Source organism: Streptomyces sp. M41 (assembly GCF_043673425.1).
Classification (GTDB): Bacteria; Actinomycetota; Actinomycetes; order Streptomycetales; family Streptomycetaceae; genus Streptomyces.
Map to the genome: position 1 here is coordinate 97,757 of NZ_JBIMKE010000007.1, position 22,645 is coordinate 120,401.

General features: G+C 71.4%; 20 protein-coding genes and 1 pseudogene. 5 read left to right on the top strand and 16 right to left on the bottom strand.

What is annotated here, in order from left to right; all coding sequences use genetic code 11:
• Nucleotides 1-79: 79 nt before the first annotated feature.
• The 10 genes from ACHBTE_RS12245 to ACHBTE_RS12290 form a co-directional block, all read right to left on the bottom strand.
• Nucleotides 80-1,399: a tetratricopeptide repeat protein gene (locus ACHBTE_RS12245; protein ID WP_394723935.1), complete on the bottom strand. Its 1,320-nt coding sequence runs from the start codon at nucleotides 1,397-1,399 to the stop codon at nucleotides 80-82.
• 99 nt (nucleotides 1,400-1,498) lie between these two features.
• Nucleotides 1,499-2,440, bottom strand: coding sequence for a glutaminase (locus ACHBTE_RS12250; protein ID WP_394723712.1), 942 nt, complete (start codon nucleotides 2,438-2,440; stop codon nucleotides 1,499-1,501).
• Between the two features lie 50 nt (nucleotides 2,441-2,490).
• Nucleotides 2,491-3,900 (bottom strand): aspartate ammonia-lyase, encoded by a 1,410-nt coding sequence (gene aspA / locus ACHBTE_RS12255; protein ID WP_394723714.1) that lies wholly within the window; start codon nucleotides 3,898-3,900, stop codon nucleotides 2,491-2,493.
• A gap of 143 nt (nucleotides 3,901-4,043) precedes the next feature.
• Entirely contained in the window at nucleotides 4,044-5,060 is a 1,017-nt protein-coding gene (locus tag ACHBTE_RS12260; RefSeq protein ID WP_394723936.1) for an asparaginase, read from the bottom strand.
• 31 nt (nucleotides 5,061-5,091) lie between these two features.
• Nucleotides 5,092-6,546, bottom strand: coding sequence for an amino acid permease (locus ACHBTE_RS12265; protein ID WP_394723715.1), 1,455 nt, complete (start codon nucleotides 6,544-6,546; stop codon nucleotides 5,092-5,094).
• A complete protein-coding gene (locus ACHBTE_RS12270) occupies nucleotides 6,543-7,220 on the bottom strand; it encodes a FadR/GntR family transcriptional regulator (RefSeq protein ID WP_394723937.1) in 678 nt (225 codons plus the stop codon). Before ACHBTE_RS12270 ends, ACHBTE_RS12265 begins: the two co-directional genes overlap by 4 nt.
• 411 nt (nucleotides 7,221-7,631) lie before the next feature.
• Nucleotides 7,632-8,006, bottom strand: coding sequence for a fluoride efflux transporter FluC (locus ACHBTE_RS12275; RefSeq protein ID WP_394723717.1), 375 nt, complete (start codon nucleotides 8,004-8,006; stop codon nucleotides 7,632-7,634).
• A gap of 40 nt (nucleotides 8,007-8,046) precedes the next feature.
• Nucleotides 8,047-8,508: a fluoride efflux transporter CrcB gene (crcB, locus tag ACHBTE_RS12280; RefSeq protein ID WP_394723719.1), complete on the bottom strand. Its 462-nt coding sequence runs from the start codon at nucleotides 8,506-8,508 to the stop codon at nucleotides 8,047-8,049.
• 182 nt (nucleotides 8,509-8,690) lie between these two features.
• Nucleotides 8,691-9,656, bottom strand: a complete 966-nt coding sequence (locus ACHBTE_RS12285) for an SMP-30/gluconolactonase/LRE family protein (protein WP_394723721.1) — start codon at nucleotides 9,654-9,656, stop codon at nucleotides 8,691-8,693.
• Nucleotides 9,657-9,665: 9 nt separating this feature from the next.
• A complete protein-coding gene (locus ACHBTE_RS12290) occupies nucleotides 9,666-9,953 on the bottom strand; it encodes an ArsR family transcriptional regulator (RefSeq protein WP_394723723.1) in 288 nt (95 codons plus the stop codon).
• A gap of 191 nt (nucleotides 9,954-10,144) precedes the next feature.
• On the opposite strand from ACHBTE_RS12290, the gene ACHBTE_RS12295 reads away from it, so the two are divergent.
• Nucleotides 10,145-10,534, top strand: coding sequence for a MarR family winged helix-turn-helix transcriptional regulator (locus tag ACHBTE_RS12295; protein ID WP_394723725.1), 390 nt, complete (start codon nucleotides 10,145-10,147; stop codon nucleotides 10,532-10,534).
• A gap of 113 nt (nucleotides 10,535-10,647) precedes the next feature.
• On the opposite strand, the gene ACHBTE_RS12300 is transcribed toward ACHBTE_RS12295, so the two are convergent.
• Nucleotides 10,648-11,049: an SseB family protein gene (locus ACHBTE_RS12300; RefSeq protein WP_394723727.1), complete on the bottom strand. Its 402-nt coding sequence runs from the start codon at nucleotides 11,047-11,049 to the stop codon at nucleotides 10,648-10,650.
• Between the two features lie 209 nt (nucleotides 11,050-11,258).
• Here ACHBTE_RS12300 and ACHBTE_RS12305 point away from each other — a divergent pair, with 209 nt between their 5' ends.
• Nucleotides 11,259-12,578 (top strand): phosphoribosyltransferase family protein, encoded by a 1,320-nt coding sequence (locus ACHBTE_RS12305; RefSeq protein WP_394723729.1) that lies wholly within the window; start codon nucleotides 11,259-11,261, stop codon nucleotides 12,576-12,578.
• 48 nt (nucleotides 12,579-12,626) lie between these two features.
• Here ACHBTE_RS12305 and ACHBTE_RS12310 read toward each other — a convergent pair.
• Together ACHBTE_RS12310 and ACHBTE_RS12315 are read right to left on the bottom strand one after the other, a co-directional pair.
• Nucleotides 12,627-13,219 (bottom strand): annotated as a pseudogene (locus tag ACHBTE_RS12310) (Type 1 glutamine amidotransferase-like domain-containing protein).
• 115 nt (nucleotides 13,220-13,334) lie between these two features.
• Nucleotides 13,335-14,546, bottom strand: a complete 1,212-nt coding sequence (locus tag ACHBTE_RS12315; RefSeq protein ID WP_394723730.1) for a PucR family transcriptional regulator — start codon at nucleotides 14,544-14,546, stop codon at nucleotides 13,335-13,337.
• A 330-nt stretch (nucleotides 14,547-14,876) separates the two neighbouring features.
• Between ACHBTE_RS12315 and ACHBTE_RS12320 the strand changes: the two genes are divergently transcribed.
• Nucleotides 14,877-15,839, top strand: coding sequence for an esterase/lipase family protein (locus ACHBTE_RS12320; protein WP_394723732.1), 963 nt, complete (start codon nucleotides 14,877-14,879; stop codon nucleotides 15,837-15,839).
• A 118-nt stretch (nucleotides 15,840-15,957) separates the two neighbouring features.
• Here the strand turns inward: ACHBTE_RS12320 and ACHBTE_RS12325 are convergent, their stop codons facing one another.
• Together ACHBTE_RS12325 and ACHBTE_RS12330 are read right to left on the bottom strand one after the other, a co-directional pair.
• Nucleotides 15,958-17,886 (bottom strand): collagenase, encoded by a 1,929-nt coding sequence (locus ACHBTE_RS12325; RefSeq protein ID WP_394723733.1) that lies wholly within the window; start codon nucleotides 17,884-17,886, stop codon nucleotides 15,958-15,960.
• A 215-nt stretch (nucleotides 17,887-18,101) separates the two neighbouring features.
• A complete protein-coding gene (locus tag ACHBTE_RS12330; RefSeq protein WP_394723734.1) occupies nucleotides 18,102-19,061 on the bottom strand; it encodes a LysR family transcriptional regulator in 960 nt (319 codons plus the stop codon).
• Between the two features lie 181 nt (nucleotides 19,062-19,242).
• Here ACHBTE_RS12330 and ACHBTE_RS12335 point away from each other — a divergent pair, with 181 nt between their 5' ends.
• Together ACHBTE_RS12335 and ACHBTE_RS12340 are read left to right on the top strand one after the other, a co-directional pair.
• The gene (locus ACHBTE_RS12335; RefSeq protein WP_394723736.1) at nucleotides 19,243-20,688 is read left to right on the top strand and encodes a glyceraldehyde-3-phosphate dehydrogenase; all 1,446 of its coding nucleotides are present in this window, start codon (nucleotides 19,243-19,245) and stop codon (nucleotides 20,686-20,688) included.
• A 264-nt stretch (nucleotides 20,689-20,952) separates the two neighbouring features.
• Nucleotides 20,953-21,207, top strand: a complete 255-nt coding sequence (locus tag ACHBTE_RS12340; protein WP_394723737.1) for an EF-hand domain-containing protein — start codon at nucleotides 20,953-20,955, stop codon at nucleotides 21,205-21,207.
• A gap of 76 nt (nucleotides 21,208-21,283) precedes the next feature.
• On the opposite strand, the gene ACHBTE_RS12345 is transcribed toward ACHBTE_RS12340, so the two are convergent.
• The gene (locus tag ACHBTE_RS12345) at nucleotides 21,284-22,468 is read right to left on the bottom strand and encodes a hypothetical protein (protein WP_394723739.1); all 1,185 of its coding nucleotides are present in this window, start codon (nucleotides 22,466-22,468) and stop codon (nucleotides 21,284-21,286) included.
• Between the last annotated feature and the right edge of the window lie 177 nt (nucleotides 22,469-22,645).

Below are 22,645 nucleotides of genomic sequence, written 5' to 3' on the forward strand. Positions count from 1 at the left end.
GGGTGGCCGGAAAGCGAAGCGGGGCGCTCCAGACGGCGGCCCGTGTGTGACCGCCGCGTGATCCGTCCCGGTCAGGGCATCACAGGAACCGCGAACTGGCCACCGGCCCCGAGGACGTGAGGCCGGCCCGGTCGCCCCGTAGCCAGGAGCCGCGGACGGCGGCGGCGAAGTCGGTGAGCGCCTCGACCGGGTCGGCGGGGCTCCGGCCGTCGCCCTCGTCGGGCGTGGCGTCGGCCGCCAGGATGTCGGCGGCGATCTCCCGCTCCGGCCGGTCGTCGGGGGCGCCGCGCTCCACGTTCCCGTCGTCGTCGGCGCGCAGTTGTCCCGCCCAGGGTGCCGTCGCCGACTGGTGGAGCAGGGCGACGCTGTCGGCGGTGACCACCGGAGGGTCGGTCCAGTTGCTCGCGTGCTCGTGCAGGACCTGCCCCGGAGCCCGTTCGAAGAGCCCGCCGATGACGTCCGGGCCCTGGTCGCCGACCGCTACCTCGTTCAGGTCGTAGGCGACGACTACGGTGTCCTCCCGGTGCGGCACGAACGGCTCGGCCGGCAGCTGGAGCACCTCGGCCGCGGCGAGTCCGAGGATCCTGCTGCTCCGGTCGGGCAGCAGGGACACGGAGGTGGGGCGCACCCCGGCGGCGTCGAGGATCGCCTGGAGCCGGAGCAGGCCCCGCAGACACTGGTCGTGGGAGTCCTGCAACCAGGCGTACCGCCCGGCCATGCCCGCGTCGAAGCCGTACGGGGACAGCGAGCCGAGCACGGTGCCGCCGATGACGTACTGCCAGCCCCGCAGATCGCCGCCGTCCAGCGGGCTCACCGGCTCGGCGCTCGTGGCCCGCTCCAGCATGCGGCGCTGGCGGGCCTGGGTCGGCAGCCACATGTCGTCGTCGGGGTCGGACAGCAGGGCGTGCTGACGGCGGGCGAGACCGAGGTCGCCGGACATGAGGGCGTTGAAGACCAGCAGGTAGCGGTCCGGCCAGTCGGTGAGGGCGCTCGCGCGTGCGGCGAGAAGGTCGGTCGCCTCGCGGTGGCGGCCCTCGCGTTCGTAGGCCGAGACCAGCTCCCGCAGGACCGGCACCGACTCCGGCGCCTGGTCCAGGGCCTCGCGCAGGGCGGGTATCGCGAGGTGGGGCACGCCGCGCTCGATGCAGGCGTACCCGAAGTCGTAGAGCGCCCTGGCCTTTCCGGGGCGGGCGGCGAGCGCGCCGGCCGCCTGGTGCAGATCCTCGAAGCCGGCCGCTTCGGCGGCCCGGGCGACCACGAGGGCGACCTCGCCCAGGGGCAGGTCGTCGGTGCCCTGCCGCAACTGGCGCAGCGCACCGGGGACGTCGCCCTCGTCGAGGGCGTCCCAGGCCTTGAGGAGTTCGGGGGTCTTCGGTCGGCGGTGCTTGCGCGAGAACATGAGGAGGATCTTCACCGAAGATCCGCATCTTCCTCAACCGCATTACGCAAGGGCGCGCAAGAAGGGCACGCAAGAGCAACTGCCCCACGGGGGCGGCCGTCAGAAGACCGACAGACCGGTGAGCGTCGTGAAGCGGTCCAGGGCGGCCACCCCGGCCACCGAGTTGCCGCGCTCGTCGAGGCCGGGGCTCCACACGCACAGCGTGCAGCGGCCCGGTACGACGGCGATGATCCCGCCCCCGACGCCGCTCTTGCCGGGCAGGCCGACCCGGTAGGCGAAGTCGCCCGCCGCGTCGTAGGTGCCGCAGGTCAGCATGATCGCGTTGATCTGCTTGGCCTGGCTGAGGCTGAGCAGCCGGGTGCCGTCGGCGCGGATGCCGTGGCGGGCCAGAAAGCCCGTGGCCAGGGCGAGGTCGGCGCAGGAGGCCGTGATGGAGCACTGCCGGAAGTACTGGTCGAGCAGGTCCGGAACGGGATTGTCGATGTTGCCGTACGACGCCATGAAATGGGCGAGGGCGGCGTTGCGGTCGCCGTAAGCGGTCTCGGAGGCGGCGACGTCCCGGTCGAAGTCCAGGGAGGCGTTGCCGCTCTCGGCACGCAGGAAGGCGAGGAGTTCGCCCGCGGCGTCGCCGGTACGGGTCTGGAGGCGGTCGGTGACGACGAGCGCGCCCGCGTTGATGAACGGGTTGCGGGGGATGCCGTTCTCGTACTCCAGCTGGATCAGGGAGTTGAAGGGGTTGCCGGAGGGCTCGCGGCCCACGTGCTCCCAGAGTTCGTCGCCCTCGCGGGCCAGGTCGAGCGCGAGGGTGAAGACCTTGGTGATGGACTGGGTGGAGAACGGCTCGCGCCAGTCGCCCACGCCGTACACCGTGCCGTCCGGCTCGGCGACGGCCATGCCGAAGCTGCGTGGGTCGCGGGCCGCGAGCGCCGGGATGTAGTCGGCGGGGCGGCCCCGGCCAGGAGTCCGCTCGATCTCGTCCGCGATCCGCTCCAGGATCGGCTGGAAGGTCAGTGACGACGTCGACGCTGCCATGATCACCATTGTGCCTTCCGGCCGGTCCCTTCGCGTGTCAGAGCTGATGTCTCCCCTGGTCAGACCAGGGACTGCCGGCTACCCGCCAGCACCTCGGGGCGCAGCAGACCGGCCAGGGTCTCGGCCGGCAACAGGCCCTTCTCCAGGACGAGTTCGGCCACCCCCCGGCCGCTGACCAGGGCCTCCTTGGCGATGTCGGTCGCGGCCGTGTATCCGATGTGCGGGTTCAGGGCGGTGACCAGGCCGATGGAGTTCTCCACGGTCCGGCGCAGGGCCTCGGTGTTGGCGGTGATGCCGTCCACACAGCGCTCGGCGAGGGTGAGGCAGGCCGCCCGCAGATGCGTGATGCTCTCCGAGAGGGAGTGCAGGATGATCGGCTCGAAGGCGTTGAGCTGGAGCTGTCCGGCCTCGGCGGCCATGGTGATGGCGACGTCGTTGCCGATCACCTCGAAGGCGACCTGGTTGACGACCTCCGGGATCACCGGGTTCACCTTGCCCGGCATGATCGACGAACCGGCCTGCACCGGCGGCAGGTTGATCTCCCCGAGCCCCGCGCGCGGACCGGACGACAGCAGCCGCAGGTCGTTGCAGCTCTTGGACAGCTTCACCGCGATCCGCTTGAGAACGCCGGACATCTGGACGAACGCGCCGCAGTCCTGGGTGGCTTCGACCAGGTTGGCGGCGGTGACCAGCGGCAGTCCGGTGATCTCGGCGAGGTGGCGGCGCGCGGACTCGGCGTATCCGGCAGGGGCGTTGAGCCCGGTGCCGATGGCCGTGGCGCCCAGGTTGATCTCATGGATCAGCTCGACGGCCTCGGCGAGACGGGACCGGTCCTCGTCGATCATGACGGCGTACGCCGAGAACTCCTGGCCGAGCGTCATCGGCACGGCGTCCTGCAACTGGGTACGGCCCATCTTGAGCACGTCCTGGAACTCGACCGCCTTGCGGGCGAAGGCGTCCTGGAGCACCGACATCGCCTTGAGCAGCCCGCGGACCGCGAACACCGTCGCGATCTTGACGGCGGTCGGGTAGACGTCGTTGGTCGACTGCCCGAGGTTGACGTCCTCGTTGGGGTGCAGATGCCGGTACTGCCCCTTCTCGTGGCCCAGCAGCTCCAACGCCCGGTTGGCGACGACCTCGTTGGCGTTCATGTTGGTCGAGGTGCCGGCGCCGCCCTGGATGACGTCGACGACGAACTGGTCGTGCAGCTTGCCGGACCTGATCTCCCGGCAGGCGGCGACGATCGCGGCGGCCTTCTGCGGCTCCAGCAGCCCGAGCTCCTCGTTGGCCCGGGCGGCGGCCTCCTTGACGGCGGCGAGGGCGTCGATCAGGTGCGGGTACGCGGAGATCGGTGTCCCGGTGATGGGGAAGTTCTCGGTCGCGCGCAGGGTGTGGACACCCCAGTAGGCGTCGGCGGGAATGTCACGGTCGCCGAGCAGATCGTGTTCGCTACGGGTGACGACGGTCATGAGGGAACGGGTTCTCTTTCCATGCTGATGAGGCCGAGCGCCCCATCAGGGGCGCGGGGCGTGGTGGATGTGCGGCTACCGCCGCGCGGGCGCGACAAGCCACGAACAACCCGCAGCCGCCGCACCAGGGATCCGGCAGATCCTTAGGCGCAGGCCGAAACGACGACCGGCTCCAGCGAGCGAACGGGCCGCACGCACCCGACCGCCTGACCGCCCCCGAGGAGCGCCTCGCCCTGGAACTCGGTGAGCAGCTCAGGGGCGACCCCGGCGAAGGCGAGCGCCGCCGCGGCAACCGGCACCCGCGCCCGGTTCGCCCCGTCGGCGATCTTCACGGCGACGGCCCGGCCATCCGGCAGCGCGGCGACCTGGACGCCCTCGAAACCGTCCTTCACGAGCAGCCCCGGCACGGCCCGCATCAACGCCGCCACATCCCGCCCGGAGCCGGAGGCCATCTCGGCGTGCTCACGCATGGCGTCGGCGACCCGGGCCTCGGGCGTACCCGGCGCCGCCGTGGTGATGCGGGCAGCCGCGCGGGCCAGACCGTGCAGCGAGACGGAGAACAGCGGCGCCCCGCACCCGTCGACGGTCACCCGCGCGATCCGCTGACCGGTGAGGTCCTCGACGATCTCGGCGATCGCCTGCTGAAGGGGGTGCCCGGGTTCGAGGTAGTCCTCCAGGGGCCAGCCGTTGAGCCGGCAGGTGTACAGCATGGCCGCGTGCTTGCCGGAGCAGTTCTGGGCGAGCCGGGAGGGCAGTCGGCCCTCCCGCACCCAGGCGTCCCGCACGACCGGGTCGAACGGCATGTCGGGGACGTTGCGCAGATCGTCCTCGGTGAGCCCGGCGAGTTCGAGGATGCGCCGGGTGCCGGCGAGGTGGCGTTCCTCGCCGGAGTGGCTGGCCGCGGCGAGCGAGAGCAGCTCGCCGTCGAGCGGCAGCCCGGCCCGCGCCATGGCGACGGCCTGTACGGGCTTGAGCGCCGAGCGCGGGTAGAAGGCGGCCTCGATGTCACCGAGCTGGAACCGTACGTCGCCGTCGGCGCCGAGGACGACGACGGAGCCGTAGTGGATGCCTTCGATCATTCCGCCGCGTATGAGGTGGGCGACGGGGGCGTGGAGGGGTTCGCGGACAAGGGGTGCGTCCGCGGGGGAACTGCTGAACATCATTTCCTGCTTCTGGGGTGCGCCTTGCGGATCACGCGTCGGCGGCGGTGGATTCGGTCTCGTGGGACGCGCGGGCGACCCGGCCGCGGACGGCGAACCATCCGGCGACCAGCGCCCCGGCGATCAGCGGCAGGCACTGCACGGTGGTGCGGCCGGCGCCGCCGTCGGCGTACATGAGGACCAGGACGGAGGCGAGGAAGGCCAGCGTCACGAGTTCGGTCCAGGGGGATCCCGGCAGTCGGTAGCCGGGGCGGGTGAGGTCGCCCTTCTGGGTCTTCTGCCAGAAGAGCAGGTGACAGATCATGATCATGCCCCAGGTGGCGAGGATGCCGATCGCCGCGAAGTTCAGCACGATCTCGAACGCCTCGGCGGGGACGACGAAGTTGAGGCCGACGCCGAGGACGCAGACGCCGCTGGTCAGCAGGATGCCGCCGTACGGGACCTGGCTGCGGCTCATCACCGAGGTGAACTTGGGGGCGGAGCCGGACATCGCCATGGAGCGCAGGATGCGGCCGGTGGAGTAGAGGCCGGAGTTGAGCGAGGACATGGCCGCGGTGAGGACGACGAGGTTCATCACGCCGCCCGCCGCCGGGATGCCGATGTTGGACAGCACGGTCACGAAGGGGCTCTGGCCGGCCGTGTACTTGTTCCAGGGCAGCAGCATCGAGAGCAGGACGACCGAGCCGACGTAGAAGAGGCCGACACGCCACATGATCGAGTTGATCGCCTTGGGCATGATCTTCTCGGGGTTCTCGGTCTCCCCAGCGGCGACGCCGACCAGTTCGACGGAGGCGTAGGCGAAGACGACGCCCTGGATGATCAGCAGCATCGGCAGCAGGCCGTTGGGAAAGACACCGCCGTTGTCGGTGATCAGGGCCGGGCCGGGGTGGTGGCCGTCGATCGGGTGCTGGGTGGCCAGCAGGAAGATGCCGATCAGCATGAACGCCACGAGCGCGCCCACCTTGATGATGGCGAACCAGAACTCCAGCTCGCCGAACATCTTCACCGAGATGAGGTTCACCATCAGGACGACCGCGAGCGCGATGAGGGCGATCACCCACTGCGGTATGTCGGAGAACATGCCCCAGTAGTGCGTGTAGAGGGCGACGGCGGTGATGTCGGCTATCCCGGTGGTCGCCCAGTTCAGGAAGTACATCCACCCGGCGACATAGGCGCCCTTCTCACCGAGGAACTCCCGGGCGTACGACACGAAGGCGCCCGAGGAGGGCCGGTACAGGACGAGTTCGCCGAGGGCGCGCACGACCAGGAAGGCGAAGACCCCGCAGACCGCGTAGGCGATGAACAGGGACGGGCCGGCGTCGGCGAGTCGGCCGCCGGCACCGAGGAACAGGCCGGTGCCGATGGCTCCGCCGATGGCGATCATGTTGACGTGCCGGGACTTCAGCGACTTGCTGTAGCCGACGTCTCCGGCGTCGACGTGACCGGCCGAGGGGCGCGTCTCTTCCTTGAGGTGCTGTTCGCTCACGCCTCGGGTCCGCCTTCCGTGGTGCTGTCCGTGCGCGCGGGGCGCACGATGTCGGTGAGGGTGGTCTCGACGCGGTCCAGGTGGTGGGCCATGGCGTCGGTCGCGTCGAGTTCGGAACCGTCGATCAGTGCCTCGACGATGGCCCGGTGCTCGCGGTTGGACTGCTCGCGGCGGCCACCCAGCTCGTTGAGGAAGGCCGACTGACGCGCCAGTGCGTCGCGGATCTCCTCGATGACCCGGCGGAAGACCGGGTTCTGGGCGGCCTCCGCCACGGCGAGATGGAAGAGGGTGTCCATCGCCACCCAAGCGGTGGTGTCCGTCTCCCGCTCCATGCGGTCGAGCAGATGGGCCAGGTGGTCGAGGTTCTCCGGGGTGCGGCGCAGCGCCGCGTACCCGGCGACCGGGATCTCGACATGGCGGCGCACTTCCAGCAGGTCGCTGGCCGCGTAGTCGCCGAAGGTGGGGTCCTCGACGGCGTTGGCGACGACGAAGGTGCCCTTGCCGGTCTTGGAGACGGTCAGCCCCATGGTCTGCAGGGCCCTGAGGGCCTCGCGCAGGACCGGGCGGCTGATCTCGAGGGTGCGGCACAGCTCCGCCTCGGAGGGGAGCTTGTCGCCCACGGCGTATTCACCGCGCTCGATGGCGCCACGCAGATGCGCCAGTACGGCCTCCATGGCGCTGATGCGACGCGGGGGCTGTCCGGCTGTCCGGCTGTCTGACAGGTTCACGGGAGAGATACTCCGGGCGAGCCCTGGGTGGTGTCAAGGGAACCAAGGGGGGAGATTCACCGCGCGTGACGCCGGTGCCTTGCTGGGCGCTCGCGGGACGGCCCCGGGGTGGCCTCGCGCCGGGCTCGGTCCGGTGACGCGGCGGACTCGGTCCGGTGAGGGGGCCGGGCTCGATCCGACGAGGGGGTCGGGCTCGATCCCGGCGACGGGGCCGGGCTCGATCTCGGTGACATGGCTGGTCCGGCTGTGGACACGGGTCCGGTCCGACTGTGGGCACGGGTCCGGTCCGCCACGAGCACGCCGCCGGTTCGGCTACCAGCACGGTCCGGTTCGGCCACGAGCACGCCGCCGGTTCGGCTACGACCACACCGCGTGAGCCACCGACACGCCCAGGAACGCCGCGCCGAGGCCGGTGATCACGCTGCCCACGGCGTTGGCGAGGGCGTAGCGCCCCGCCCCTGCCTCGGCCAGCCGCAGGGTCTCGTGGGAGAACGTCGAGTACGTGGTCAGGGCCCCGCACAGTCCGGCGCCGAGCAGCAGCTGAAGGTGGCTGCCCGCCACCCCCGCGGCCACCGCGCCGGTGAGCAGGCCGAGGATCAGGCTGCCGCCGACGTTGGCCACAAAGGTGCCCCAGGGGAACACCGAGTCATGGCGGGACCGCACCGCGCGGTCGGTGAGGTGGCGCAAGGGCGCGCCGATCATGGCGCCCGCGATCACCAGGAGCCAGTTCACGTCGAGCTGTCACCCTTCGTGTCGGGGCCGGTCGGCCTGGTCATGGCTGCCTCCGTCCCAGGACGCGGCGGGTGGCGGCGCTCGCCAGCCAGACCGCCGTCAGCGCCGCGACGAGCGTGGCGGCGAGGTAGGCCAGTGCGGTGCCGGGGTGACCGCCGTCCACGAGCTGCTGGATGTCGACGGCGTACGTCGAGAAGGTGGTGAAGCCACCGAGGACGCCGGTTCCGAAGAAGGGGCGGACGAGGCGGTGGGCGGCCCACGCCTCGGTGATGACCACCATGAACACCCCGATCAGGGCGCAGCCGAGGACATTGACCCAGAAGGTGGCCCAGGGGAAGCCGCCCGGCTGGGCCGGCCACCAGAGGGTCGCAGCGTAACGGGCGCTCGCGCCGATGGCACCGCCGAGCGCGACCACCGCGACCACCGGCGCCTGGCCCCGCCGGTCGGGGCGCCGGGGTGTGACGGCGGGGGCGCGTGGGCTCTCGGCCTCAGGGCCTGTCATGGTCGTACCTCTCCTACTCGCCAGGCCCGGGCACGCGGGCGCGGATCGCAAGTAGGGACCGTTGGCGGTGTGTGCACCGCGGTTCGGGTACGGCGGGCCCCACCGCCGCGCCGCGAGGACGATCGCGGCCGGTGAGAAGCCTAACCCCGGCGTCTTCGGAAGGTGACTTCGGGACGGGCGGGTCACTTCGGGACGGGCGCCTCGCAGACCGCCAGGCCCCGCTCCCACAGGCTCCCGAGGATCAGCCGGCCGCCGGTCTCGCAGACGCTGGTGACCATGCGGAAGCGGGAGTGGCGGCGGGTCAGGTGCTGCAGGACCCGGCCGGTGTCGTCGACGGCGAGCACGCCGATCGTGCCGGTGGGGCGGAAGGGGGCGTGGACGGCGACGCGTGCGGCGGCACAACGTACGGCGGGGGTGGCACGGTGCAGCAGGTCCAGTGGGGGGACGCGCGGGCCGGCCAGGGCCACCCGGATCGGGCCGTCCGGTGTGCCGCGCCAGATGTTGTCCGGCATGCCCGGCAGGTTCTCGACGAAGGGCTCGCTCCGGCCGGCCCGCGGCCCGGTGAGCCAGTAACGAGTGAGGCGGTACGCGCTTGTCTCGGCGACGACGAGGAAGGAGCCGTCGGCGCTCGCGGTGAGGCCGTTGGCGAACTGGAGCCCTTCCAGGAGGACTTCGGGGGTGTCGTTGCCCGGCGCGAGGCGCAGGAGCCGGCCCGTCGCCGTGTGTTCGACGAGATCTCCGATCCAGTGCTCCAGAGGGTGGCGACGACTGCTGACGGTGAAACAGACGCTGCCGTCGGACAGGGCCACGACATTGCTGCAGAACCGCAGCCGCTCCCCAGCCACCGAGTCGGCCAGGACGCGCACGGTTCCGTCGGTGAGGTCGACGCGGAGCAGTCCGCGTTCGGCGTCGCACACCAACAGGACGTTTTCCGGGAGCAGTTCGAGGCCGAGGGGCCGGCCGCCGGTCTCGGCGAGCGTCTCGACGCGGGCCTCGGCCTTCGGCTCCGCGAGTCCGTCGACGCGCAGGATCCGGCCGTCCTCGACGCCGGTCAGGACCCGGCCGTGTGCGTCGGCGACGACATCCTCCGGGCCCCGGCCGCCGACGTCGACGTAACGGAGGGGTGTGAGAGCGGTGGGTCGGTCCATGCGCTGTTGCTACCAGCCCTTCTCGAACATACGGGCGACTTCGGCGACACGGACCTCGTCACGGCGGTAGTACAGGCGTCGCCGGATCCGCTTGGTGCGCAACAGGCCGAGGGCCACGAGCAGGGAGAGGTGGGTCTCGGCGGCCTTGCGCGGTACGCCGAGCTTCGCGGCCACGGCGTGTGCGCTGACTCCGTCGTCGGTCAGGTCGGCATGGCGCTGCGCCGGGAAGTGCGCGACCGGGTCCTTCAGCCACTCCAGGATGTCCAGCCGTCGCTCACCGACGGGAGCCCTCAGCATGTCGCCCCCTTCCGATCCGGCCTCCTCGTGCCGGGTGTTCCCACTGTCCCGCAGTCCAGGCTTGGGCGTACGCACTTCACACGGCTTGTCCGATACCGGACCCGCGGAGGTGGATCGTGGGCGCCGCGTACTGATGCGCATGCAGTAGTTGCACAGTCAACGAATGGCGGGATCGGTGCTACCGTGCCCATATGGCAGTGAAGACGGCCGACACAGGGCTCGAGGAACGGTGGCGGGACATCCTGTCGGTGCACGCGCGCACGATGTGCGAGATCGACCGCGTCCTGCACCCGCACGGCCTGGGCGCGAGCGACTTCGAGGTCCTCGACATCCTGGCGTCCGCCGCGCCCCGGCAGGGCGAGCAGTGCCGGGTGCAGAACCTGGTCGGACGCGTCCACCTCAGTCAGAGCGCGCTGTCCCGGCTGATCGGCAGGCTGGAGAAGGACGGCCTGGTGGAGCGCTCGGTCTGCGCGGAGGACCGGCGCGGTGTGTACGTCACCCTGACCCGCAAGGGCCGTGATCTGCACACGGAGGTTCTGCCGCTGCAACGGGAGGTACTGGGACGGATGCTGGGCGGCTGATGCGGGCACGGGGATGGGGATGGGGCCGCAGCTGCGGTGCCGCCGCTCATCCCCATCCCCTCGCTCTTTCCCTCGCTCCTCCCCCGCTCTTCGCCTTCGCTCGCTCCGCGGCGCTACGGCCGGGCCAGCAGCGTCCGTACGCCCTCCGAGGTCAGCGTCAGAGGGTGGGTGGACCCGGCGTCTATCGTCAGGGCCAGCTCGTCCGCGGGCCACTGCGAGGCGAGTGCGCCCAGCGGCACCAGTCGGTACCGGGAGACGTACGGCAGCAGCTCGGCCATCGCGGGCTCGGAGGTGAACACCGGCACCACCGGCTCCCCGCCCGGCCGCTCGATGACCGGGAGCGCCACGGCTCCGGGGTCCATGGCGTCGTCCTCGTTGGCGTCGTCGGGGACGGGGACGAGGACGTCGCTGCTCGCGAGCGTGTCCATCGCCGCCCTGTCCTCGGTGTTACCGGCCAGCGCGTCCAGCGCCTGCCGCGCCGGTGTGGCGGTGTTGTCGTTCGCGGGTGTCTCCATGGCAGATCCCCTGGTAGCGGCGTTCGTCCGACCCGCCCGGGACGTGATCGTCCCCGAGGCGGTCCTGCTCACGTACCCCATCCGGAGTGAGGCATTCCTATTGCCGTCCAGGGGATCGGGGATGAGAGATCAACGGAGTGTGACGTGCGATCAGTCGTAGCCTGAAGAGAAGGGACAGGCTCCCGTCCTCATGGGCGCGGGAGGCGGGTATGCGTTACGACGACCGCAGGATGGCCGGGCGGCTGCTGGCCGAGCGGCTCGAGGAGCTGCGCGGCCGGGACGTGGTGGTGCTGGGCCTGCCGCGGGGCGGGATGCCGGTGGCGGCGGAAGTGGCCCGGCGGCTCGGTGCCCCGCTGGATGTGCTGGTGGTCCGCAAGCTGGGCGTCCCCCGGCAGCCGGAGTGGGGCTTCGGGGCGATCGGGGAGCACGGGATCCGGGTCCTCAACCCGGACGTGATCGACGAGGCCGGCCTGGATCCGACCGGGCAGGAGGCCGTGGAGGCGGCCGAGCGGGCCGAACTGGAACGGCGTGTGCGCAGCTACCGGCAGGAGCGGGACGCGGTGCCGCTCGCGGGACGTACGGCCGTGGTGGTGGACGACGGGCTCGCCACCGGCGCCACGGCCGAGGCGGCCTGCCGGGTGGTACGCGGCCGGGGCGCGGCGCGGATCGTGCTGGCCGTGCCCGTCGGGGCGGCCCACAGCGTGGCACGGCTGCGGCAGGTGGCCGACGACGTCGTCTGTCCGCAGCCGCACTGGAGCCTCGGTTCGGTGGGCGCCTGGTACCGGGACTTCACCCAGGTCGAGGACGCCGAGGTCACAGCCCTGCTCGCGCAGGGCGGGCCGTCGCCGTCCCCCTCCCCCGCCGGGTCGTCGTCGGACGACGAGGTGCTGATCCCGGCCGCGGGCGCGCGGGTCGGCGCCCGGCTGGTCGTGCCGGACGGTGCGCCGGAGGTGGTGGCGTTCGCGCACGGCAGCGGCAGTGGCAGGCATAGCCCGCGCAACCGGTACGTCGCCACCGCCCTCAACCGCGCGGGCCTGGCCACCCTGCTGCTGGACCTCCTCACCGACGACGAGGCACACGACCGGCACAACGTCTTCGACATCCTGCTGCTCGCCCGGCGCCTGCATGGCGCGTCGATGTGGCTGCGCCGGGAAACCGGGCTGCCCGTGGCCTACTTCGGGGCGAGTACCGGAGCCGCCGCCGCGCTGGAGGCCGCCGCGATCTCCGATTCGGAGATCCGCTCCATCGTCTCCCGCGGTGGCCGCCCCGACCTGGCGACGCCGGCGGCGCTGACCCGGCTGCGCGCACCGACCCTGCTGATCGTCGGCAGCCGCGACACCCAGGTCCTCAGCCTCAACCGCCTCGCGGGCGACCGGATGCACTGCGAGCACCGGATCGCCGTAGTCCCCGGCGCCACCCATCTCTTCGAGGAACCCGGCACCCTCACCACCGTCGCCGAACTGGCCCGCGACTGGTTCACCGCCCACCTCGGCCACCCCACCTCGCGAACACCCCGCCGTTCCGCGTAGCCCGAGGCGACGACTCCTCCCGTGCGCCGGACCCGGAAGCCGTACCGATCAGCGCCGCCCGTCGGTATCGCCGTCCGCGTCACCGTCGCCCCCGGCTTCGGTGGCGCCGCGATGGGACAGGAACCGGCACGGCAGCGCCCGCTCCTCCGCTCCCCCGGCCCCGTCCCGCACCACCCGGTACACGGACGCACCCGGTGTCCGAGACACCGTCTCCGTGAGCCGGCCGTCCGTGAAGAGGGCGCCGGCGCCGTCGTCGAGGGCCCAGCCGTCGGGCAGGTCACCGGCCGCCACGGCCGAGCGGTAGGAACGGCGGCGTCCGGGTTCGCTGTCGTAGTGCGGGCACACCGAGCCCGGCAGCAGGCCGAGGCCGTCCGGCAGGAAGGTCAGCGGGCCGAAGGAGTCGGTGTGCGAGCCCTCGGCCCAGCAGTTGGCGCCCGCGCTGGCCTCGCGGTCGGACCGCTCGCGCCGAGCGCGGTCAGGAACTTCTCGATGTAGCCGGGCGCGTCACCGCTGGCAGTGGGCAGGAAGCACACCTTGGGCTGGGGAGTCCGCGCGTGTCCCAGCACCCAGTCGTCCAGCAGCCCGTCCTCGTCGGTGGAGAAACCCCCACCCAGGAGAGCCAGACGGTGCGGGTGGCTCACGTCGTCTCCTCCGGCAGTTCGGTCGCCGTCTTCACACGCACCAGCGGACCGTACAGGTCCGGCAGGTGCAACGCCTGCTGGGACCCGGGATCACCGACGCCGAACCCCATGCAGGTCAGCCGGTGTCGGGCCGCAAGGCATGGGTGCGCAGGGCCAGTAGGGCCTCGAAGCGGAAGCGTGGGTCGTCGAGGCGGTCGCCGAACAGGGTTTCCAGTTGACGCAGTCGTTTGCGGGCCGTCTGCGGATGGATGCCGAGTGCCTGGGCGACCTCGGGAGCCGTCCGGCCCCAGGACATCAGCAGGGCGTCCAGGGTCTCGGCGAGCCGGGCCGCCCGTCCCGTGGGCAGGTCGGCGAAGACAGCCAGTACCCGACGGCCGAGCAGCCGCCCGATGGGGGCGCCTCGGAGCAGATGCAGCTCGGCCAGTTCGTCGTCGACGTGCAGGAAGGCTCCTTCGTCCGCTTCCGCCGGCAGCTGCGCGCGCCGGTCGAGGGCGAGCCGTGCGCACTGGAGGGACAGCCATGTCTCGGGCGGGGGTACGGCGGGGCCCACGACAGCGACACGGCCGCGGGTGGCGGCCCGAACCCGGTCGATAAGCCCGCCGGTCAAGGGCTCGGGCACGATCAGGACGAGGTCGCCGCCCCGGTTGACGGAGAGCAGGTGGGTGTCCGCGCCGGGCACGGGAAGACGCCCCGTGGAGCGCACCACCACGCATGCCACGGTCTGCGGCAGCGCCCAGTGGGCACGCTCGGCCAACGGCCCCAGCGGGGCGCCTTCATGGCCTCTCGGCTGGTCCAACAGCCGCTCCACCAGAGCCCGGCGGGCTCGCTTCACCTCGCCCTCCGAGCGCAGCTGCGCCGCGAGGAAGCCTTTCACCGCCTCGTTGGACAGGACGTTGATGTGGATCAGCACGGCGTCGTGCAGCGTGAGGACGACCTCGGGCGGCAGCGAGGCCTCGTGCACGATCTCGGCGTAGCGCCGGCTGCCCACCCGGGCGCCGACCCGGAAGGCGGCCTGGATGCCGTCCGTCGTACGGCCGTTGAGGAACTCGACCCGGCCCAGATTCCGGAAGTGGGCGATGTGGTGGTCCTGTGCACTGTCGGGGTGCTCGATCAGTTCGGCGAACTGGTGCACGGCCCGACGGATCGACTCGGTCAGGTCGCGGCCCGCGGCGGAGTCATGGGCACGGCGGTAGGCGGACACCTCGTCGCGGATGGCCCGGGTCATCTCCTTGACGATGCTCTCGGTCCGCGAGCGGATCAGCGCGGCCAGCGCCGGGGGCAGCTCGTGCCAGGGCTGACGCGTGAACGTCTCGTCCTGTGACGTCATCGCGGTGGCTCCGTCTCGGGCTGGGGGCGGCCGGGGGCAGGGCGGGGTCGGCTCGCGGTGGGTGGCAGGCAGTGGTGCACACGGAAGCTGCCCCTGGTGAGGCGCAGCGCGGGAAAGGTGTCACGCCCCTGACACCTTTCCCGTCTCTCCCGCGGCCGTCCTGGTCGCTCGCCCGCGGGCGACGCGAGTGTGGATCCGACGTTACGCGCCAGTAGCTTCCGTGTCTCTCCCCTGTGCCGAGGAATCACCCTGTGGTGATCGACACCTTGTGACCAGGTCACACGGATCCGCTGCCGCACCCCACGACATCCAGGCAGAGGAGCACCCCTCATGCGCGCTCGCAGACTCCGGCCCACCCGCCGGCGCCTTCTGGCCTCGTCGCTCGCCGGGCTCACCGCCACCGTCTGTATCGGCGTGGCCGGCGTGGACCGGTCCCAGGCGACCTCCGGCAGGAACGATGCCGCGCCGGTCGCGGCGGCGACCGACCCGGTCGGCCCTCCCCAGGACGACTTCGGCTCGGCGTTCGCCTACTCCCTCGCCCATCCCACGGCCGTCCCATCGGGCGCCAACGACTTCACCTGCCGTCCCGGCGCCGCTCATCCGCGTCCCGTCGTCCTGGTGCACGGCACCATGGAGAACCGCTACGACAACTGGGCGGAACTGGCTCCACGGCTCAAGCAGGCTGGCTACTGCGTCTTCGCCCTCAATCACGGCGGCAGTTCCGGTGCCCTGCTCGGCACCGAGGACATGGTGGCCTCGGCCCGGCAGCTGGCGGACTTCGTCGACCGGGTGCGGAGCGCCACGGGGGCGGCGAAGGTCGACCTGGTCGGGCATTCGCAGGGCGGCATGATGCCGCGCTACTACATCAAGAACCTCGGGGGCGCGAGCGAGGTCGACAAGCTCGTCGCCCTCACCCCGTCCAACCACGGCACGACGTTCTCGGGTCTGGGCCTCCTCGCCCTGGCCGTGCCCGGGGGCGACGCACTGCTCGGGACGGGCTGCGAGGCGTGCAGCCAGCAGCTCATCGGCTCGGACTTCCTGCGGGACCTCAACGCGGGCGGGGAGACCGACCCCGGCATCGACTACACCGTGATCACCACCCGGTACGACGAGGTCGTCACCCCGTACACCTCGGCCTACCTCGACCGGGCCTCGAACGTCACCAACATCAAGCTCCAGGACCTGTGCCCGGCTGAGTTCACCGACCATGTCGACATCAGCTACAACGACCTGGCCCAGCGCCTCGTCCTGAACGCCCTCGACCCGGACCGGGCCCGGCGTCCCGTCTGCTGAGGCCCCCGCCCCCCGTGGCCGCGCGGCTCACCCGCGCGGCCACGGGGTAGCGTCTCAGCACTGCCCGATCTCAGGGCTGCCTGGTCTCAGCGCAGCCTGCTCTCAGCGCAGCCTGCTCTCAGCGCTGCTCGGTCTCCGCGCAGGCGCCGGCGGCGCAGGCCGTCAGCCACGCGTCGAAGTCGGCGTCGTAACGGGTGCCGATGTCGGTCGCGTAGACGGCGTGACCGCCCGCGTAGTCGCCGACCCGGAAGCGGGCGAGCATGCGCTGGATGTCGGCCGGGTGCTTCTCGAACATGTACCGGACCGCGAGATAGCCCCACGGGTATGTGCGGGCCACGTCGCTGTTGGTGTACGTGTTCTGGAACAGGGTGCTCAGCCGGTAGGTGTGTCTGCCCGCCTCGGCCACCGCCTGGTCGTAGGTGAGGCCGCGGTAGCCGTAGGAGACGTACTCGGCGAGTCCCTCGATCCACCAGACGTCCGGCACCGAGGTCTGCTGGGCGAAGTCGCCCTTCATGTCGAACCGGGCGTCGAGGTAGTGCGTGTACTCGTGGTTGAGGTTCCAGATCCTGGCGGCGTGCTGGTCGTCCTGGCTCTTCTGGTACATGACCGCGAACGGCTCGTTGCCGGGATCTGCCGGGTCGCCGATCAAGGTCATGCCGCCGTTGTCCGTGCTGATGCCGAAGATCGCTCCGGCGTAGGTCCGGTAGTCCTCGCGGCTGGCGAAGACGAACAGGTCGAGGGTCGACAGATACTGCCCCGGGATGGGCCCGTCGTCCTTGACCAGGTCGTGGACGTACGCGTCCTGGCCCCGTACGTCGGCGCATGCCCCGGCGAGGTCGGCGGAGGTGAGCGACTGGGCCCGGAAGGTGAGCGTGGCGTCGCAGTCGTGGGTGATCGGCAGGGCGGCGCGCGTCAGTCGGCCGGTGAGGTCGCAGACGCCGTAGTAGGCGCAGTCGGTGCCGTCGTAGGCGTCGGCCTGGATGGCGACGGCCACCCAGAGACCCGCCGTGGGGCCGGTGATCCGGGTGAGGTCCAGCAGGTGCCTGGCCTTGGGTCGGACGGTGGTCCGCAGCGGCGGGTGCTCGACGTGCCGGGTCAGGGTCATCCCGGCGTTGGAGGCGAGGTAGGCGCGGTCGGTGCCGAGCAGGTCCAGGTGGTCGCGCGCGAAGGCGTGCAGAGTACGCAGGACGGACGGATCGGCTGCGACCGCCCTGATGTACTCCGGGTTCCAGTTGCCGCGCCACAGCGGGGTGTGGACGGCGTTGACGGACGCCAGCATGCTGGGGATGGCGTCGTAGGAATGGTCGTAGTCCCACAATGTCCGCTGGTAGAACCGCAGATAGCGGGCCTGCTGGTCGGCGCTGTCGGTGAGGATGACGACCTCGCTCAGCACATCGCCGTTGGCTGCGCTGACATCCCGGGAGTGCGGGCGGGCGAAGAAGGCGTCCAGGCCGCGGACGGTGTGCTGGGCCAGGGACGGGCCGTACGGGCCGACGTCGGCCGGGTTGTTGAACTGCACGTAGTAACCGGCCCGCAGGAACAGCACGAGCTGCCAGACGCGGCCGGAGTTGTCGCCGCGATAGGCCCGTGCCCTGCTCGTGAACGCCCTCGCGACGGCGACCATCTGGGCCTCGCGGAAGACGGCGCGCGCGTCGGTGCCGGTGACCGCGAAGAGGGTGTTGACGCAGCTGGTGGTCGATGCCTTGACGAACGCGACGAGCTCGGCGCCGGTCCTGCGTCCGAAGTCGGCCGGCGTGCACGGCGCCGCCTTAGGACCGGCCGCCACACTCGGCCGCGGGGAGGCGGAAGGCGTCAGCGGCGGCAGGAGGGACGGGCTGACCGGGCGGTCCTGTACGGCGGGACGGGCGTCGGAGTGGACGGCCGGGCCGGTCGGCGGTGGCGGTGATGCCGGCCTCGCGGGTGTGGCCGCAGCGGGGACCGGGTCGGGCCGGGCGGCGAGTGCCGGGGTCGACAGCAGGCCGGTGAAGGTGACGCTGGCGGCGAGCGCGGACGCCATGCGTCTGGGCAGCACGAAGCTGTAGCGCATCGGGATTCCTCCACGGACGGATGCGCCTCGGAGTGGGGTGCTGAGGCGTGTGAGGCACTGTCTCAGCGCCATCGGACCCCAACAATGGCGTGTGACATAGCACATGGCGCCGACGGGCCATAACGCGCGGGCACCGACAGGGACGTCCGCGCGGGCGCCGACAGACGCGTCCGCGCGGGCACTGACGGGAAGGTCCGGTTCGGGGCGCGGCTGCGCTACGCCCCGGGTACGCTCCAGGTCCGCGCGGCCCAGGTCCTCAAGTGCGGGGACTGCGCGACGAGTTGGCGGTGGGCGTCGGCCGCGGACTGGAACATGGCGTCGGCCACGTCCTCGGGAACGGCCGTACGCCGCCAGGCCAGCACGTATCGACACCACAGCGGCGACCCGGCCAGCGGCTTGACGACCACGTGCGGGACGGGCCGCATGGTGGGCTGCACCACGGCCACGCCCAGCCCGTCGGCGATCATCCCCTGCAACTGCTGCTGGTCGCCGAGGAATTCATGGGTGACCGCGGGGGCGAACCCGGCCGCGCTGCAAGCCGCGTAGAACACGCCCGGCCAGCCGGCCCCGTCGTCCGGCGTCAGGAACCACGCCTCCTCGGCGAGGTCGGAGAGCGCGACCTGGGATCGCTGTGCGAGCGGATGCCGGGAGGGCAGCGCCACGAACGTCGGCTCGGTGACGATCCCGCGGTGGGCGACCGCGTCGGAGTGCTCGAGCTCCCGGCCGGGGTAGTCGGCGGCGATGGCCGCGTCCACCTCGCCCTCCTCCAGCAGTTCGACGATGCGCGAGGAGGCGTACACACTGCTCACGGCGAGCGAGAGGTCCGGCAGCCGGGTACGGACGCCGGACATCATGCCCGCCAGCATCGGCGAGTTGGTCGCCGCCACCCGCAGGGTCCGGCGCTCGGGTCCGGCGCCGGAGGCGGGGCGGCGGCCGATGGCGGCGGCGCGGGCCAGGACGTCCCGCGCTTGAGCGACCACCTCGAAGCCGTAGGGCGTCAACCGCACTCCGGCCGGGCCGCGTTCGAACAGCGACTCTCCGAAGTACCGCTCGATCCTCCTGAGTTGGGTGCTCATGGCGGGCTGCGAGTAGCCCAGCTCCGCCGCGGCCCGGCCCACGCTTCCCGCATCGGCGATCGCGCACAGCACGCGCAGATGCCGTAGCTCCAGCTCCACCCTTCGCCCTTCCTCGGCCGCCGCGACGGCAGCGGCGCGAATACTCCCGTCATATTGCACCTCAGACAGCGCCCAAATTACCGCAAAATCGGGCACTTCCAGGCCGCTCGGACCCCCCTTTGAAGGATAGTCGCACCCTGCGGTTAGCATATGAGCGCCACCTAGCTCGAAAGATAGGCCCGTGACTGTCAACGACGACTCGTTCACCAATTGGAAGAACCGCGAGGAGATCGCGGAGTCGATGATCCCGCTCATCGGGAAGCTGCACCGGGAGCGGGACGTCACCGTCCTCCTCCACAGCCGCTCCTTGGTGAACAAGTCGGTGGTCAGCATCCTCAAGACCCACCGGTTCGCCCGCCAGATCGCCGGTGAGGAGCTCTCGGTCACCGAGACGCTGCCGTTCCTCCAGGCCCTCACCGCGCTCGACCTCGGCCCGTCGCAGATCGACATCGGCATGCTGGCCGCCACGTACAAGAGCGACGACCGCGGCCTGTCCGTGGAGGCCTTCACCGCCGAGGCCGTCGCCGGTGCCACCGGCGCGAACAAGATCGAGGGCAGTGAGGGACGCGACGTCGTCCTCTACGGCTTCGGCCGCATCGGCCGTCTCGTCGCCCGCCTGCTGATCGAGAAGGCCGGCTCGGGCAACGGGCTGCGGCTGCGCGCCATCGTCGTCCGCGGCGGCGGTGACCAGGACATCGTCAAGCGGGCCTCGCTGCTGCGCCGTGACTCCATCCACGGCCAGTTCCAGGGCACGATCACGGTCGACGAGGCCAACAGCACGATCAACGCCAACGGCAACGCGATCAAGGTGATCTACGCCAACGACCCCAGCGAGGTCGACTACACGGCGTACGGCATCAAGAACGCCATCCTCATCGACAACACCGGCAAGTGGCGCGACCGCGAGGGCCTGTCCAAGCACCTGCGGCCGGGCATCGACAAGGTCGTCCTGACCGCTCCGGGCAAGGGCGACGTCCCGAACATCGTGCACGGCGTCAACCACGACACGATCAAGCCGGACGAGCAGATCCTGTCCTGCGCCTCCTGCACCACCAACGCCATAGTCCCGCCGCTGAAGGCCATGGACGACGAGTTCGGTGTGCAGCGCGGGCATGTGGAGACCGTCCACTCGTTCACCAACGACCAGAACCTGCTGGACAACTATCACAAGTCCGAGCGTCGTGGCCGCAGCGCGGCGCTGAACATGGTCATCACCGAGACCGGTGCCGCCTCGGCCGTCGCCAAGGCGCTGCCCGACCTCAAGGCGAAGATCTCCGGCAGCTCGATCCGTGTCCCCGTGCCGGACGTCTCGATAGCGATCCTGAACCTCCAGCTCGCCCGCGAGACGTCCCGTGAGGAAGTCCTCGACTACCTGCGCGATGTGTCGCTGACCTCGCCGCTGCGCCGCCAGATCGACTTCATCTCGGCGCCCGACGCGGTCTCCAGCGACTTCATCGGCTCGCGCCACGCCTCGATCGTCGACGCCGGCGCGCTCAAGGTGGACGGGGACAACGCGATCCTCTACCTCTGGTATGACAACGAGTTCGGCTACTCCTGCCAGGTCATCCGGGTCGTCCAGCACGTCTCCGGGGTGGAGTACCCGACCTTCCCGGCACCGGCGCTCTGATCCGATCCGCTCGATCCGGCCCGTCCGCCGCCCCCGCGCCGTCGCGCGCGTGGCGGTGGGCGGGCCGCTTTCGCGTCCGGGCTTCGCGGGCTTCCCCGGTGCCTTGGTGCCTCGGGTGCCTCGGGCGCCTCAGGTGCCTCAGGTGCCTCAGGTGCCTCAGGTCGGCAAGCCGGGCGGGAAGAGGGAACCTGGAAGGTGGCCCGGACGTCTTCTCGTGCGAGTGCGGCGAGCGACCTGCTTGCCGACAGGAACGAAGGTGACACGATGAGCGACAAGGCCCGGAAGTTGTTCGAGGCGCTCGACCTCGACCATAACGGGACCCTGACCCGCATAGAGGTGATCACCGCCTTGCGGACGAAGGGCCCCTCGCTCGCGGCGTCCGGAGATCTTCCGTTCTGGGGCCTCGGCGACGACGACGCCTCCTCGGCGCTGTTCGACGCCGCCGACCAGAACGGGGACGAGGAACTGACGCTGGAGGAGTTCGCGGCGGTCGTGGACCGCCGTTTCGGCTGGTCCTGAGCCGCTGCCGGCTGCACCGCCGGTCACGTCCACGAGGCGCCGTGCAACGCGGAGCGTGTGCGCGACTACTGTCGGCTCACGGTTGCTGCCGCGCCGTACCTGACCCCGCGGGCGCCTGCACGGGAGCGGGCACCCCGGTCTCCCGGGATCCGCCGGCCGTCGCCCGCAGGGTCGCGGTGGCCGCGATGCCCGCGATCAGGCCCCAGGTCAGGGCGGCCGGGACACCGCCGCCGAGGCCGGCCGAGAGGTACATCAGGTCCCATCGCAGGCTCGAGCCGTCGGTCACGACCCGCACCACCTGACTCGCCAGCAGTGCGAGAACCGTCGCGCAGACCGTGCCGGCCGCCATCGCCGGGAAGGTGACCCGGGTGAGCAGTCCGGGCAGCGTCCGCAGAGCCCACCACACCAGCGCGAGCAGCAGCACATCGATCGCCCGGTACAGGAGCCAGTCGCCGAGCGGGGCGCCCGACGGGCCCGCCCAGGCGCCCAGCAGCAGCCACTGGCGCAGCAGGTCTCCCGGTTCGGCGAGCAGCCCGTCGGCCGGGGAGGCCGTCTGGATGGCGGCGGCGACGGACTGGTAGGAGAGCACCAGGAGGGATACCGCGATCACCGCCGTTGCGACGGTGGCGGCCAGCCGGGCGGAGCGCGCCGGGACGTCCTGCCGCGGCAGCGGATCGGCGCCCTTGGCGGTGATGCGTGCCGCGAGCACCGTCGCCACCGCCGTGACCAGCGCGGTCACCACGAGGATCTGCCGGCCGGCGGAGATCGCGCTCGCCAGCTGCGGCAGGAAGCGGTAACTGCCGTGGCCGGACGAAGCGATGAGCCACGGCGCGGAGACGGTCACCGCCAGGGTCCCGGCGACCATGCCCCAGGCCCACAGCGCGAGCAGCGTGGCGAGGGCCCGGCCGTTCACCGGCGGCAGCCGGCGCACCAGGAGCAGGGCGCCGGGCACGAAGAAGGCGAAGACCGCGGCGAAGCGGATATGCAACGCGGTCTCGTACAGCGAGAGATAGCGGGAGCCTTCGGCCCCGGCCGGTTCGCCGATCTCGCCGGGCACGCCCGTGCCGAACCGCACCGAGTTCGGTGGCTCGTACGACCATGGGGTGAGCCAGTGCTCGAACTGGGCGGCGACCCGGCCGCCGAGCACTTGGTACGCGCCCGGCAGACGCAGCGCGTCCACGCTCGCCCCCGCCCACCACAGGAGCGCGGTGAGCAGCGCCCCTCCGATCACCGCCGGTATCGCCGCACGCCGGTACTCCATGTGCCGTCCCCCGCCTGGTCGCTCATTCCCTGAACTCCCGTGAGTCCATGGCCCCATGACCCGTGATCCGTGATCCGTGATCCGTGTGAATCCGTGGTCGGGGAGAGACTACGGCGTATTGATCACGCACGGATCACGGCCCTGCCTCGGTCGGCCGCCCCGTCGCCGGCCGCGTAA

Excerpts from the sequence above, each read along its gene's own strand:
- ACHBTE_RS12270 (WP_394723937.1), bottom strand. The coding sequence starts at position 7,220 with ATGGAGGCCGTACTGGCGCATCTGCGTGGCGCCATCGAGCGCGGTGAA.
- ACHBTE_RS12260 (WP_394723936.1), bottom strand. The coding sequence starts at position 5,060 with ATGTTCAGCAGTTCCCCCGCGGACGCACCCCTTGTCCGCGAACCCCTC.
- ACHBTE_RS12300 (WP_394723727.1), bottom strand. The coding sequence starts at position 11,049 with ATGGAGACACCCGCGAACGACAACACCGCCACACCGGCGCGGCAGGCG.
- ACHBTE_RS12325 (WP_394723733.1), bottom strand. The coding sequence starts at position 17,886 with ATGCGCTACAGCTTCGTGCTGCCCAGACGCATGGCGTCCGCGCTCGCC.
- ACHBTE_RS12305 (WP_394723729.1), top strand. The coding sequence starts at position 11,259 with ATGCGTTACGACGACCGCAGGATGGCCGGGCGGCTGCTGGCCGAGCGG.
- crcB (WP_394723719.1), bottom strand. The coding sequence starts at position 8,508 with ATGACAGGCCCTGAGGCCGAGAGCCCACGCGCCCCCGCCGTCACACCC.
- aspA (WP_394723714.1), bottom strand. The coding sequence starts at position 3,900 with ATGACCGTCGTCACCCGTAGCGAACACGATCTGCTCGGCGACCGTGAC.
- ACHBTE_RS12320 (WP_394723732.1), top strand. The coding sequence starts at position 14,877 with ATGCGCGCTCGCAGACTCCGGCCCACCCGCCGGCGCCTTCTGGCCTCG.
- ACHBTE_RS12245 (WP_394723935.1), bottom strand. The coding sequence starts at position 1,399 with ATGTTCTCGCGCAAGCACCGCCGACCGAAGACCCCCGAACTCCTCAAG.
- ACHBTE_RS12290 (WP_394723723.1), bottom strand. The coding sequence starts at position 9,953 with ATGCTGAGGGCTCCCGTCGGTGAGCGACGGCTGGACATCCTGGAGTGG.
- ACHBTE_RS12295 (WP_394723725.1), top strand. The coding sequence starts at position 10,145 with ATGGCAGTGAAGACGGCCGACACAGGGCTCGAGGAACGGTGGCGGGAC.
- ACHBTE_RS12285 (WP_394723721.1), bottom strand. The coding sequence starts at position 9,656 with ATGGACCGACCCACCGCTCTCACACCCCTCCGTTACGTCGACGTCGGC.
- ACHBTE_RS12340 (WP_394723737.1), top strand. The coding sequence starts at position 20,953 with ATGAGCGACAAGGCCCGGAAGTTGTTCGAGGCGCTCGACCTCGACCAT.
- ACHBTE_RS12345 (WP_394723739.1), bottom strand. The coding sequence starts at position 22,468 with ATGGAGTACCGGCGTGCGGCGATACCGGCGGTGATCGGAGGGGCGCTG.
- ACHBTE_RS12315 (WP_394723730.1), bottom strand. The coding sequence starts at position 14,546 with ATGACGTCACAGGACGAGACGTTCACGCGTCAGCCCTGGCACGAGCTG.
- ACHBTE_RS12250 (WP_394723712.1), bottom strand. The coding sequence starts at position 2,440 with ATGGTGATCATGGCAGCGTCGACGTCGTCACTGACCTTCCAGCCGATC.